At 69.3% G+C, this 13,322-nt stretch carries 12 protein-coding genes; 7 read left to right on the forward strand and 5 right to left on the reverse strand.

All coding sequences use genetic code 11. From position 1 onward, the window contains the following. Positions 1-24 precede the first annotated feature (24 nt). The 3 genes from ACEXHE_RS13320 to ACEXHE_RS13330 all read right to left on the reverse strand — a co-directional run bounded on the left by ACEXHE_RS13320 (position 25) and on the right by ACEXHE_RS13330 (position 4,027). Positions 25-768 (reverse strand): cytochrome c biogenesis CcdA family protein, encoded by a 744-nt coding sequence (locus ACEXHE_RS13320; protein WP_091699687.1) that lies wholly within the window; start codon positions 766-768, stop codon positions 25-27. A 153-nt stretch (positions 769-921) separates the two neighbouring features. Next, positions 922-2,478, reverse strand: coding sequence for a multicopper oxidase family protein (locus ACEXHE_RS13325; RefSeq protein WP_374786161.1), 1,557 nt, complete (start codon positions 2,476-2,478; stop codon positions 922-924). 697 nt (positions 2,479-3,175) lie between these two features. Next, a complete protein-coding gene (locus ACEXHE_RS13330) occupies positions 3,176-4,027 on the reverse strand; it encodes a F510_1955 family glycosylhydrolase (protein WP_260062863.1) in 852 nt (283 codons plus the stop codon). 157 nt (positions 4,028-4,184) lie between these two features. Here ACEXHE_RS13330 and ACEXHE_RS13335 point away from each other — a divergent pair, with 157 nt between their 5' ends. From ACEXHE_RS13335 to ACEXHE_RS13360, 6 genes are all read left to right on the forward strand, one after another. Continuing rightward, positions 4,185-4,892, forward strand: a complete 708-nt coding sequence (locus tag ACEXHE_RS13335) for a response regulator transcription factor (RefSeq protein ID WP_374786162.1) — start codon at positions 4,185-4,187, stop codon at positions 4,890-4,892. After that, a complete protein-coding gene (locus tag ACEXHE_RS13340) occupies positions 4,889-6,046 on the forward strand; it encodes an ATP-binding protein (RefSeq protein WP_374786163.1) in 1,158 nt (385 codons plus the stop codon). Before ACEXHE_RS13335 ends, ACEXHE_RS13340 begins: the two co-directional genes overlap by 4 nt. A gap of 72 nt (positions 6,047-6,118) precedes the next feature. Beyond that, a complete protein-coding gene (locus ACEXHE_RS13345; RefSeq protein ID WP_091699673.1) occupies positions 6,119-6,451 on the forward strand; it encodes a heavy-metal-associated domain-containing protein in 333 nt (110 codons plus the stop codon). 71 nt (positions 6,452-6,522) lie between these two features. Further along, on the forward strand, positions 6,523-8,757 hold the full coding sequence (locus ACEXHE_RS13350; protein WP_374786164.1) for a copper-translocating P-type ATPase: 2,235 nt from the start codon (positions 6,523-6,525) through the stop codon (positions 8,755-8,757). Between the two features lie 59 nt (positions 8,758-8,816). Beyond that, entirely contained in the window at positions 8,817-9,500 is a 684-nt protein-coding gene (locus ACEXHE_RS13355) for a DUF305 domain-containing protein (RefSeq protein WP_002854313.1), read from the forward strand. A gap of 88 nt (positions 9,501-9,588) precedes the next feature. Beyond that, a complete protein-coding gene (locus tag ACEXHE_RS13360; RefSeq protein WP_374786165.1) occupies positions 9,589-10,644 on the forward strand; it encodes a type II glyceraldehyde-3-phosphate dehydrogenase in 1,056 nt (351 codons plus the stop codon). A gap of 106 nt (positions 10,645-10,750) precedes the next feature. Here the strand turns inward: ACEXHE_RS13360 and ACEXHE_RS13365 are convergent, their stop codons facing one another. Then, positions 10,751-11,635 (reverse strand): fructose bisphosphate aldolase, encoded by an 885-nt coding sequence (locus ACEXHE_RS13365; RefSeq protein WP_374786166.1) that lies wholly within the window; start codon positions 11,633-11,635, stop codon positions 10,751-10,753. Positions 11,636-11,731: 96 nt separating this feature from the next. Beyond that, positions 11,732-12,142, reverse strand: coding sequence for a four-helix bundle copper-binding protein (locus ACEXHE_RS13370; protein WP_374786167.1), 411 nt, complete (start codon positions 12,140-12,142; stop codon positions 11,732-11,734). Between the two features lie 388 nt (positions 12,143-12,530). Between ACEXHE_RS13370 and ACEXHE_RS13375 the strand changes: the two genes are divergently transcribed. Continuing rightward, on the forward strand, positions 12,531-13,247 hold the full coding sequence (locus ACEXHE_RS13375; RefSeq protein WP_260062866.1) for a C40 family peptidase: 717 nt from the start codon (positions 12,531-12,533) through the stop codon (positions 13,245-13,247). The last annotated feature ends 75 nt before the right edge of the window (positions 13,248-13,322 follow it).

The following is a 13,322-nucleotide window of genomic DNA, read 5'->3' on the forward strand; positions in this document are numbered from 1 at the left end:
CTACGCGCATAAGGGAGACACGCCCTAGACGGGGGTGGTGAAGGTCCCGGCGAGGTTCTGGAGTTGGTAGATCCATGCCGTCCAGATCCCGGTGGCCATCAGGACGCCGACCAACACGAGCAGGGTGCCGCCGGCGATGTTGAACGCGCGCATGTGGCGGCGCACGAAGCCCAAGGTGGTGCTCACCCAGCCCAAGCCTCTGGCGACGAGGACGAAGGGTATGCCCAGTCCCAGGCAGTAGGAGAATCCCAGTAGTGCCCCGCGCCAGGGGTCGCCGGTGGTGGTGCTCAGGGCCAGGACGGCGCTGAGGGTGGGGCCCATGCAGGGCGTCCAGCCGAGGCCGAAACCGAGGCCCAGCAGCGGGGCTCCGGCCAGTCCCGTCCTGGGGGTGAAGGAGGGGGCCTTGGTCCTTTGCATAAAGGACAGCATGCCCATCAACGCCAGCCCCATGAGGATGACAACGACGCCCAGGCCTCGGATCAGCAGATCCTGCCAACGCAGCAACCAGCCGCCGATCAGGCCGAAGGCGGCCCCGTAGAGGGTGAACACGGCGGCGAAGCCGAGGATGAACAGGCCCACCCCTGTCATCACCCGTCGGCGGTTGTCCGGTCGGGTCGGGTCGGACAGACCGGAGACGTAGCCGAGGTATCCGGGGACGAGCGGAAGGATGCAGGGAGAGAGGAAGGAGACGAGCCCGGCGATGGCCGCCAGCGGGATGGCCATCAGCAGCGCCCCGGACTGGACAGTCTGAGCGAAGTACTCGCCCATTCATTTCCTCCTACGGGTCAGGACCGGGCTGTACGGCCGAAGGTTTCGGGCGGGCAGGGTGCGGCGGGTGTGGGTGAGCGATGAAGGCATGTTCTTTCCTGGACGGGCGCCGGGTGATGGCCCGGTGGCTGGAGGTGTGAGGGACAGGGGTGGTCAGTGGATGTAGGAGAAGACGCCCATCATCCCGGCCTCGGCGTGGTAGGCGTTGTGGCAGTGGGTCAGCCACTGTCCCGGGTTGTCCGCCTCGAAGTCGAAGACGATGGTTTGCCGGGGTTTGACGATGACCGTGTCCTTGCGTGCACCGTTGTTGGCCAGCTGGAAGGTGTGGCCGTGCAGGTGCATGGGATGCCACATGTCGGTGTCGTTGGTCATCGTGACCCGCACACGTTCGCCCAACCGGAGTTCGAAGGCGCCCTCGAAGGGATTGGCCGGGTCGAAGCGTCGCCCGTTGATGCCCCAGTCGTACTCCATCATCGAGCCGGTGAGGCGTACCTCATGGGTCCTGGTCGGGTCCTTGGGCGCGAGCAGGACGGATTCGTGGGCCTTCAGCCGGCTGCCATCGAGCACGGTCCCGCCCAGGGTCTGCGGAAGCTGTCCGGAGAGGGCAGTTTTCGATCCGGCGTGGATGATGCCGTAGGCGTGACCGGTCTTGCCCTCGGGTAGCGCCAGTACGGGCACGGCCTGGTCACCGAGGGTGACCAGCACATCCAAGCGTTCACCCATGCCCAAGACGACGGCATCGGCCTGACGCGGCTGGACCGGGAACCCGTCGGTGTGGGTGATGGTCAGTTCCTGGCCGGGGATCCCGACCCGGTAGGCGGTGTCTCCGGCGGCATTGATCAGGCGCAGGCGGATACGGTCGCCGGGCTTGCCGTCGAGGGTGTCGGGCTCGGCTGGGGGACGGCCGTTGAACAGGTGCACGGGGATCTTCACGTCGCCGGCATCCCCGCCTAGATAGTCGCTCTCAGCCCCCATGAGCATGTGCTTCATGGGCATGTCGGAGGAGCTGTCCTCGCTCATGGACCCGTGATCCATGCCCTCCATGCCCTCCATGCCGCCAGACATGTCCATTCCGGCGGAGAGCTCCTCGACGACTTCCTCGGGCGTTCCGGTGATCCCGTCGAGCCAGTCGTCCAGGATGACGACCCATTCCTGGTCATAGTCGAGGGTTTCGTTGGGATCCTCGACGATCAGTGCACCGTACAGGGCGCGTTCGCGCTGGGTGTCGAAGTGAGAGTGGTACCAGTACGTCCCCGGATGGGAGAGCCGGAAGTCGTACGTATAGGTTTCTCCGGCGGCGATGGGGTCCTGGGTCACTCCCTGGACTCCGTCGGCGTCATTGCGCAGGGCTAGCCCGTGCCAGTGCACGCTCGTTCCCTCCGGGAGATCGTTGGCGACGGTGACGTTGAGCAGGTCACCCGCTTTGGCGCGCAGCAGTGGCCCGTTGAGGCTGTTGTTGTATCCCCAGGTGGTCAGTCTCTGGTCCTGCAGGGAGGTCTCGAAGGGCGCGGCCGAGAGGCGGTTGGCGACGGTGGTGCCTGAGTAGGCGCGTCGTTTTTCGTATTCGGCGATCAGCGGGTCGGTGGGCAGGATGCGCCCTGATGGCTGAGGGCCGGATGTGGGGTCCGCGCAGGCGGACAATCCGGCCAGGGCCAGGGCTCCGACGGAGGCGCTCAGGAAGGCGCGGCGGGTGGTCAGTGAGGAGGTCATCGGTTCTTCTTTCCTTCGTCCGGCCCAGCGGCGCAGGCAGGCGCGACGGGGCCGGGCACGGTCTATCGGTGTTGTGGCGACCATGGCGGGCAGGTGCTGCGTGGCGCTGTCGCCGGAGGTATGGAGGGTCCTCCGGTGGGGCGCGGCCGGGCTTCTCAGGTGCGGCTGATGGCCAATTGCGCCAGCGAAGGAGTCCAGGCAGGCCTGAAGTGGGCAACCCAGGGCAGGGGTGGTGGTGCGGTCAGTCCCCCACCGGGGCTAGGCAGGAGGGCCCGGGAGGCCAGGTGGGACACGACAGGTGCCTTGGTCAGGGCCGAGGTGCAGTTGTCGTCCACGGCGTCCAGGGCACAGTCCGGCGGCCCGTGGCCAGCTGCCTCATCCCCGGCAGGCTCCGCCGGGAGCACTACCCCGAGCACCGTGCCGGCCGGGCCAATGGTCGTCGGTCCGAAGTGTTGAGCTGCCGTGGCTACGCCCGTGTCGGTGGCGGCCCCAGCCGCGCTGGTGCCCGTGCCGGCGTGCATCCCGAGCAGGCTCAGGATCAGCGCGAGGGTGCCCAGAACGGTTCGCAGGGCGGGCCAGCCGGACAGGGGGTGGCGGGAAGTGCTTCGGTGTCCTGCCGCCATCCGCGTTGTCCTTTCCTGTCCGTCTGCGCTGATCGAGGTTCGGGTCCGGGCCGGCTGGGGGCGGTGGGGCCCGGTCACAGCAGCTGTTCGGTGGTGTTCCCGCCGTCGGTGGTGGACAGCACGGTCGAACCGATGACCAGCAGTGCTTCGGTCCGCCCGTCGTCGGTGATGCCGGCGCCCAGCGCGGAGGCCGTGCCGACCGGGCGGTCGCTGGAGGTCCAGGTGTCACCGGCGTCGGTGCTGGTCAGCAGGTGTCCCTCGGTGCCGGCGCCCACGGCGGTGGTGTCATCGGCCCAGGCGATCAGGTGCATCAACCGGGGGGTGTCCAGGGTGGTCCAGGTCGCGCCGTGGTCCGCGGAGCGAAGCATGCCGGTTTCGGTGGTGGCCAGCACGGTCCCGGCCTGCGGGGAGATCGCCAGGGCCGCCGGGGCGGCGGAGATCGTCAGACTCTGCCAGGTGCGGCCGTCGGTGCTGGCGCGCAACTGCCCGTCGAAGCCAAGGACCCCGTTTGGGCCGGCGGCCAGGGCGTGGAAGTCGGACGCGCCCCCGCGGGAGAGCACCGTCCAGCTCTGGCCCCGGTCGGTGGACTCGGCCAGGCCCAAAGGCTCGGGCAAGTCGGTGCCCGGCGCGGGGTGACCGGAGGCCAGATAACGGCCCTCGGGAGTCAGAGTGAAGCCCATGAAGTCCACGACCGGACCGACCTGGGTCAGCTCTCCGCCCTGGAGACGGAACAGGCCCTGGTGGGTGGCCAGCAGCACGTCACCGGACTCGGGATCCCGGGTAATCGCATGGACGTGGGTGATAGCCGTGCCGGTGCCGGCCGCCGGTGACGTGGTGGGGTTCGGCGCGGCGCAGGCGGTGAGGGTCCCGGCGCCGAGCAGGGTCAGCCCGCCGGCGATCAGGGTTCTGCGGGTCGGGGGGGTCATGGAGCCTTTCCGCCCCGGGCCAGGAGGCGGGGCTACCTACCATTGTCGGCCGGTGATTCACCCGTCCGGTACGGTTTGCCTTGAAGATTTGGTGAAGATTCCCCGCCCCGGCGCCGTTCTGAGCCGCCGGGGCACGGGGCAGGGGGAGACTGAACCCATGAACTCTGGAACTGGGACTGCTCCGGCGGCCGGCCGGGTGTTGGTGGTCGATGACGAGAAGCCGTTGGCGCGCCTGGTGGCCACCTACCTGGAACGGGCCGGTTACGCGGTGGCCATCACCCACACCGGCCCCGAAGCGGTCCAGGCCGCCCGCGCTCACGAGCCCGACGTGATGGTCCTGGATCTGGGCCTGCCCGGGCTGGACGGGATCGAAGTGTGCCGGCGGGTGCGAGCCTTCTCCGAGTGCTATGTGCTGATGCTTACCGCCCGCGACGATGAGCAGGACAAGCTCGCTGGACTCGGTGCGGGGGCCGATGACTACATCACCAAGCCCTTCAGCGTCCGGGAACTGGTCGCCCGGGTGGGGGCGGTGCTGCGTCGGCCGCGCACGACCGTGGCGGCCCCGGAGCCCGAACGGGTCTGCGAGGACCTGGTCATCGACCTGGCCGCCCATGAGGCCCGCGTCAACGGGCAGGCGGTACCACTGACGCGCACGGAGTTCGACCTGCTGGCCGCCTTGTCGGGGCGCCCGCACCAGGCGTTCTCCCGGCGTCAGCTGATCGATATTGTCTGGGACCCGGCCTGGGTCGGAGACGAGCGGTTGGTGGACGTGCACATCAAGAACCTGCGCCGCAAGCTCGACGCGGACCCGACCCGCTATATCGACACCGTGCGCGGGGTCGGCTACCGGATGGCGGAGCAGTGAGCGGCCGGCGGCGCTACCAGGGGCTGGCGGCCCGGTTCTTCCTCGCCCAGCTGCTGGTGGTGGCGGCCAGCGTGCTGGCCGCAGTGGTGGTGGCCTCCCTGGCCGGTCCCGCACTGTTCCACGAGCACCTGGAACAGGCCGGGGCCGGACACGATGCGGCCCAGATGCTGCACGTGGAGCAGGCCTACCGTGCCACCAACTTCTGGACGCTGGGCGTGGCCCTGGCCACGGCCCTGGCCTGTTGCCTGGTGTTGACCTGGAATGTCGCCCGCCGGATCCAGACCCCGATCCACGCCCTGACCCAGGCCGCCCAGGCCATGGCCGGCAGGCGGTACGACACCCGAGTGCCGGCCATGGGAGCCGGCACCGAGGTGGAGGATCTGGCCGGTTCGTTCAACACCATGGCCGCACGGCTCGAGCGCACCGAGGACACCCGCCGGCGGATGCTCTCGGATCTGGCCCACGAGCTGCGCACCCCCGTCTCCGTGCTCAGCGTCTACCACGAGGCCCTGCAAGACGGGGTCTCCCACTGGGACGAGCCCACCGGGGCACTGATGGGTGAGCAGTTGGCCCGGCTGACCCGGCTGGTGGAGGACATCAACGACGTCTCCCGCGCCGAGGAGGGACGGATCGGGCTGGACCGCACCACCGAACCCGTGGCCGAGCTGCTGCACGCCGCCGCCGAGGCCCACCGCGAGGACTACGCCGCCAAGGGCGTGGCCCTGGCCCTGGACGCCGATCCGGGCCTGGCCGTGGACGTGGACCGACAGCGCATGGGTCAGGTGCTGGGCAACCTGCTCACCAACGCCCTGCGCCACACCCCGCCCGGCGGCCGGGTCACCCTCGAGGCCCGGCAGGGCCCGTCGAAGGTCACCCTCCGGGTCGCCGACACCGGCGAGGGCATCTCCCCCGAGCATCTGCCGCACATCTTCGAACGCTTCTACCGCGGGGACACCGCCCGCGACCGGGACCACGGCGGCTCCGGGGTCGGCCTGGCCATCTCCCGCGCCCTGGTCCAGGCCCACGGCGGAACCCTGACCGCGACCTCCACCACGGCCGGGGCGACGTTCACCATCGACCTGCCCACCGAACAACCCACGGACCGGCGCACCCGTTCATCCACCGCGAACATCGGCGTCCCATCCCTTGAATGATACCCCCGGGGGGGTATATACCGAGGGTGGAGGTGCCGTCCGGTGCCGCCCCAAGACCTGTAGGAGACCGTCATGACCGAATCCCCCCGCACCCCGCTGCCGATGGCCACCACCGACTGCTCGTGCTGCGCCCCGGCCGCCGACACCCCGGCCCCCGCCGGGCGCCAAAGTGCCGATCCGACCGGGACGAGCGCAGGCACCGCGACCTACCAGGTGGAGGGCATGACCTGCGAACACTGCGTGGGCTCCGTCGCCGAGGCGGTGAGCGCCCTGGACGGGGCGGACGACGTCCGGGTCGAACTGGTCGCCGGCGGGGCCTCCCCCGTCACCGTGACCGGGCCCGCCTCCGCAGGGGCCGTGCAGGCCGCTATCGAAGCGGCCGGCTACCGCGTCCTCACCCACTGACCCATCCCCTCAGCGCCGGAGCTTCATCGCCGAGTAGGCCACCGCGTAGACCGCCTAGCAGAAGGAACACCATGAGCACCCCGCACCACCCCGAGCACCCCACCGGCCAGACCGCCGAGCACCCAGACCCGAACCCCCACGCCAATCGCGACCGGCACGCCGGCCACGCCCACCACCCCGCGGACGCCGACACCCACGGTCAGGCCATGCCGCAGGGTCACGCCCACTCGGCCCTGGACGAGGACCACCAGGTCCACGACCACGGTCAGCACGCCGGGCATTCCACCGCGATGTTCAAGAACCGGTTCTGGGTCTCACTGGTGCTCTCCATCCCGGTGGTGTTCTTCAGCCACATGGTCGGGCAGCTGCTGGGCTACCACGTCCCCGAGTTCCCGGGCTCGGCGTGGATCGCCCCGGTGCTGGGCACCGTGATCTACCTCTATGGCGGCATGCCCTTCCTGAAGGGCGGGCTGACCGAGTTGCGCGCCCGCCAGCCCGGGATGATGCTGCTGATCGCGATGGCCATCACGGTGGCCTTCGTCGCCTCCTGGGTCACGACCCTGGGCATCGGGGACCTGATGCTGGACTTCTGGTGGGAGCTGGCGCTGCTGGTGGTCATCATGCTGCTGGGCCACTGGATGGAGATGCGCGCCCTGGGCGCGGCCTCCTCCGCCTTGGACGCGCTGGCGGCGCTGCTGCCGGAGGAGGCCGAGAAGGTCGTGGACGGTGACACCATCACCGTGCCGATCACCGAGTTGGCCGTGGGCGATGTGGTGCTAGTGCGGGCCGGGGCCCGGGTGCCGGCCGACGGGACCATCCTCGAGGGCGCCGCGGAGTTCGACGAGGCGATGATCACCGGGGAGTCGAAGCCCGTGCTGCGCCAGGCCGGGGACACGGTGGTCGCTGGGACCGTGGCCACCGACAACACCGTGCGGGTGAAGGTGGCCGCCGTCGGGACCGACACGACCCTGGCCGGGATCCAGCGGATGGTCGCCGACGCTCAGGAATCCTCCTCCCGCGCCCAGGCGTTGGCCGACCGGGCGGCGGCCCTGCTGTTCTGGTTCGCCCTGGTCGCGGCGATCATCACCGCGATCGTGTGGACCGCGGTCGGCCAGCCCACCGACGCGGTCACCCGCACCGTGACCGTGCTGGTCATCGCCTGCCCGCATGCCCTGGGCCTGGCCATCCCGCTGGTGATCGCCCTCTCCACGGAGAAGGCCGCCAAGTCCGGGGTCCTGATCAAGGACCGGATGGCCCTGGAGCGGATGCGCACCATCGACGTGGTCCTGTTCGACAAGACCGGCACCCTGACCGAGGGCGCCCACGTCGTCACCGCCGTCACCGCGATGCCCGGCGTGTCCGAGGCAGAACTGCTGGCGGTGGCCGCCGCGGCCGAGGCTGACAGCGAGCACCCCGTGGCCCGGGCCATCGTCACCGCCGCCGGGCAGCACCCGCAGGCCAGCACGTTGCGCAAGCGCGGCACGGACTTCAGTGCTGCCATGGGCCGCGGGGTGCGCGCCACCGTGGACGGCTCCGAGATCCTCGTCGGGGGCCCGAACATGCTGCGCGAGCTTAACCTGACCATGCCGGCGGAGATCACTGAGCCCACCGCCTCCTGGACCGCGCGCGGGGCCGGGGTGTTACACGTGCTGCGCGAGGGGTCCGTTATCGGCGCGGTCGCCGTGGAGGACAAGGTCCGCCCCGAGTCCCGGGCCGCCGTGGCCGCCCTGCACGCCCGCGGCATCAAGGTCGCGATGATCACCGGCGATGCCCGCCAGGTCGCCGAGGCCGTCGGGGCGGACCTGGGCATCGACGAGGTCTTCGCCGAGGTCCTCCCCCAGGACAAGGACACCAAGGTCACCGAGTTGCAGTCCCGGGGACTGTCCGTGGCCATGGTGGGCGACGGCGTCAACGACGCCCCGGCACTGGCGCGGGCCGAGGTCGGCATCGCCATCGGCGCCGGCACCGACGTGGCCATGGAGTCCGCCGGCGTTGTGCTGGCCAGCAACGACCCCCGCGCGGTGCTGTCGATGATCGAGCTCTCCCAGGCCAGCTACACCAAGATGATCCAGAACCTGGTGTGGGCCACCGGCTACAACGTGCTCGCCGTGCCGCTGGCCGCCGGCGTGCTCGCCCCGATCGGGTTCGTGCTCTCCCCGGCGGTGGGCGCGATCCTGATGTCCGCCTCCACCATCGTGGTCGCCCTCAACGCCCAACTGCTGCGCCGGATCAACCTGGACCCGGGCCACCTGGCCCCCCTCGGCGCCCCCCGGCCGGAGGCTGCCCTTCAACCCGCGACCTCCTGATCGCGCCTCTTGGCGCGAACTCTGATATGAACCCTCAACCCACTATGGAAGGACCCACCATGAAACGCACCATGACGCTGACCGCCCTGGCCCTGGCCTCCGCCCTGACCTTGACCGCCTGCGGCACCGGCGCCCAGGACGAGAACGCCGGCGCTGAGGCCTCGGCCACTGCGACCAGCTCCGCCCCGGCCGCCACCCCTGCGGCCACGGCCACCGCGACACCGTCCACCACGGCGACCGGTTCGGCTGAGGAGGTCTCCGCCGAGCACAACGACGCGGACGTGATGTTCGCCCAAATGATGATCCCGCACCACCAGCAGGCCGTTGAGATGAGCGAGATGCTGCTGGCCAAGGATGACGTCCCGGCGGAGGTGGCCGCGTTCGCCCAGAAGGTCATCGACGCCCAGGGGCCGGAGATCAAGCGCATGAACTCCATGCTCACCGCCTGGGGCCAAGACCCCGTGGACACGGACGGCATGGACGGTATGGAGGGCATGGACCACGGGGGGATGTCCGGGATGATGTCCGAGGAGGACATGACCGCCCTCGACCAGGCCCAGGGCACCGAGGCCGCCCGGTTGTACCTGGAGCAGATGACCGCCCACCACAAGGGCGCCGTGGACATGGCCAAGGACGAGGCCAAGGACGGCCAGAACCCGCAGGCCGTGCAGCTCGCCGAGCAGGTCATCGCCGACCAGGAGGCCGAGATCACCGAAATGCAACAGATGCTCGACAAGCTCTGAGCACCGTCGTCCGCTGCGGGCATCCGGTGAGACGCGGCTGGCGATAGACCCCGAAACCGGAACGGGTCCTCCAGGAAAGGAGACGAGCATGCAGGACAAGATCAAGGTCGCGGTGAACGGGTACGGGGTCATCGGCAAACGCGTCGCCGACGCGGTCCGGGCCCAGGAGGACATGGCGCTGGTCGGAGTCAGTGACGTCATCGCTGACTACCGGATCGCCGCGGCGGCAGGGAAGGGTATCCCCGTCTACGCCTCTACCGAGCAGGCCCTACCGGTGATGGCGGATGCCGGCCTTCCCGTCGTCGGAGGCCTGCACGACCTGCTCGAGAACGTTGACGTCGTGGTGGACTGCACCCCGGCCCAGGTGGGCGCCGGCAACCTGGAGCTCTACCGTGCCCACGGGGTCAAATCCGTGTTCCAGGGCGGGGAGAAGCACGATCTCACCGGCCACTCCTTCGTCGCCCACGCCAACTACGCCACGGCCCTGGGCCGGGACAGCACCCGGGTGGTGTCCTGCAATACCACCGCCACCGTCCGGGCCCTTACCGCGCTGAAGGACGTCGGACTGCTGTCCAAGGCCCGGGGGGTGCTCATCCGCCGGGCCACCGATCCGTGGGAATCGGACCACTCGGGGATCATGAACACCATCGTCCCCGAGGGCCGAATCCCCAGCCATCAGGGGCCCGACGCCCAGTCGGTGGTCCCAGACCTGGACGTGGTCACCATGGCCGCCAAGGGAGCCCACACTCAGAACCACCTGCACTACTGGACGATCGAGCTCACCCGCCCGGCCGAGAAGCAGGAGGTGTTGGAGGCGTTCCGGACGATGCCGCGGATCGCCTTCGTCCGGCGCTCGGACGGCGTCGTGGCGGTCAATAGCACCGTGGAACTCATGGAGGACCTGGGCCGGCCCCGGGGTGATATGTATGAGGTGGCCCTCTGGGAAGACATCCTCACCGTGGACGGCAACGAGCTGTACTACACCTACACGGTGGACAACCAGGCGATCGTCGTCCCCGAGAACATCGACGCGATCCGGGCCCTCACCGGAACCGTCGACGACGGCGGCGAGTCCATCCGGCGCACCGACCGCGCCTTGGGGGTGCGCCAGGACTTCGTGCGCTCCTCGGTGGCTGCCCGTTGAACTGCGCGGCAGACGCCGCTGAGGCGGTGCCCGGCCCCAGGAATGGGGGGTGGTCGGACACCGCTTCGGCGGCCGCGGACTACCGCAGCGGTCCTATGGCCTCCGGTCAGGTGCGAGAGGCCGTCGCGATCGCGTTGATGGCCTCATCCAACACCGCATTGAACTGCGCTGGGCTCTGGGCCGTACTCAGCCCTTCGGTCAGGGCGCGGGAGAAGCTGGCGATCACGCCGTGGTTGCGGGCCAGCAGGGTGGTGGCCTGGGCCCGGGTATAGCCGCCCGACAGGGCCAGGACGCGGATTACTCGGGGATGGTCCACGAACTCGCGGTAGAAGTCCGCCCGCTCCGGCAGCGTCACTTTGAGGATGACCGACTGGTCGTCTCCGAGCTTGTCCAGTTGGGCGAGGATTGCCGCCTTGAGCTGGTCCTCCACCTCGGCCTTGCGGGGGCTGCGGATATCCACCTCGGGCTCGATGATGGGCACCAGCCCGGTAACGAGGATCTGACGGGCGAGCCCGAACTGCTGCTCCACGACGGAGCCCACCCCGTCCCCGGGCAGCTTGATGACCGAGCGCATCTTCGTCCCGAACATGTGCTTTTCGACGGCTCGAGACAGTAAGTCATCCAGGTGCGGGATGGGTTTCATGAGCTGGGCGCCTTGCTGTTCCGGGGCCAAGCCCTGGTCGATTTTGAGGAAGGGCACGATGCCTTTGCTGTTCCACAGGTAGTCGCCCGTGGGGGAACCCTCCACCTGGCGGTTCATTGTGTTCTCGAACAGGATGGCCCCCATGACGCGCTCACCGTCGAAGCTGGGGCTGGTGATGATAAGTGTGCGCACCTGGTGTACCAGGTCGAACATCTCCTCCGGGCCGGAGTAGGCATCCTTGTCGATCCCGTAGAGGTGCAAGGCCGCCGGGGTGCTGCCCCCGCTCTGGTCCAGCGCCGCGACGAATCCGGCACCGTTCCTGACCCTCTGATACTTCTCCGAGTCCATGGGAGCCTGCCGCGGCGAGGGAGCACGGTGGTCCGGGTTCCCTGCGCGCGTCATGGACGACTGGCCGCCCTCAAGGGGGAACGGTCATCAGCAGGCTCAACCCAGGGTGACGAGCAGGTCCGCGCAGGCCTGCTCACACCGGCGGCAGGCCTCGGCACACACCTTGCAGTGCTCGTGCATCTGGGCGTGGCTCTCGCATTCGTCCCCGCACGTCTTGCAGGCGGCCCGGCAGGCCTCGAGCAGGGCGCGGGTGGTCTCGACGTTGTTGCCGGTCTGCCGGGACAGCATCCGGCCTGTGGCGGCGCAAACATCGGCGCAGTCCAGGTTCAACCGGATGCACTGCCTCAGGTCGGCCACCATGTCCTCGGCCAGGCAGGCGTCCGCGCAGGCCGTGCAGGTCTGGGCGCACTCGAAGCAGGCCTGGATGCACTCGACCAGCTTCTGCCGGTCGATGTTGCCCACATTCTTTGGGTAGGTGTCCAGCATGGCGCTCGCGTGATGGGTCATGAGGTGCTCCTTTGTTGATCCGATCGGCCCGACGCGCGGGCCCCGGGCGGGCCCGCCATGCCCCCTACCGTAGGCCGCCCCTCCGACACGGGTGAAGGCCTGAACCTTGAAGATTCCGTGAAGATCGCCTTTTGCCAGGGCCAATCTCTGCGGGAGCCGGTGCGGGGAGGAAGCCCGCCATTACAGCGATTCCGGGCCCCGGCCGGCCCCAAAAGGCGTCACCGAGTCCCCTACCGCCGAATTGCGAATAGATAACAGCCCGCTATCGTCGCATCACGCTTTGGTCACGGCGACCGCCGTCAAGGGATGGCCTCCTCGGGGGCCGCATCCTCGGCACCGTCTACAGCTTCCAGAGCGTCGCGTCTGTCAACGTCTACTGAAGGAAACCATGTCCTATCCCACCCGCCGTGCTCGCCTCGAAGCCGAGAAGCAGGCCCACCGTTCTCACCGCCGCCGCTCCCTGACCATGGGTGCGGTCGGGCTGACCACCGTCGTGGGAGCCACGGTGGCGGGCATGGGACCGGCCGCCGCCAATGAGGGCGCCTACTCGGCGCCCAGCGGCTCCACCGGCAACACCTGGAGTTGGGAGGCCGACTCCACCGCCGGTTTCGACCGGTCCTCCAGCGCAGGCACCCACACTCACCCCTCCACGGCTAGCACGGAGCCGGTCGCAGAGATCCAGCGGGCCTCCTACACCACTGCCTCCAGCGCCGCCTCCAGCGGCAGCGGTTGGGGCTCGGCCGTGCGGTGGGCCACAGCGAAGGCCGCCGACCCGGGTGTGCGCTATGTCTGGGGTGGCAACGGCCCGAGCGGGTACGACTGCTCCGGTTTCACCCAGAACGCTTTCGCCCAGGCTGGCAAGGAGTTGCCGCGCAACTCCAAGGCCCAGTACGCGGCGGCCCGTCAGTACGTCTCCTTGGACAACCTCCAGGTCGGAGACCTGGTGTTCTGGTCCAGCAATGGTTCGGCCTCGGGGATCCATCACGTGGCCATGTACATCGGTGATGGCAAGATCGCCCACGCGCGCAACCCGCAGATGGGCGTGGCCGTCACGGACGTCGATTACAGCCCGTGGGGCATGATGGGCACCGCTGCTCGCTACTGAGCAGCCCGGCTCCACCCGGCCCCCGCCTGGCGCCAGCCTGCGGGGGCCGCCTTGCGTCAGGGCCGGGTTCGTCCT

This window comes from Micrococcus sp. IITD107, assembly GCF_041927415.1.
Lineage (GTDB): Bacteria > Actinomycetota > Actinomycetes > Actinomycetales > Micrococcaceae > Citricoccus > Citricoccus terreus.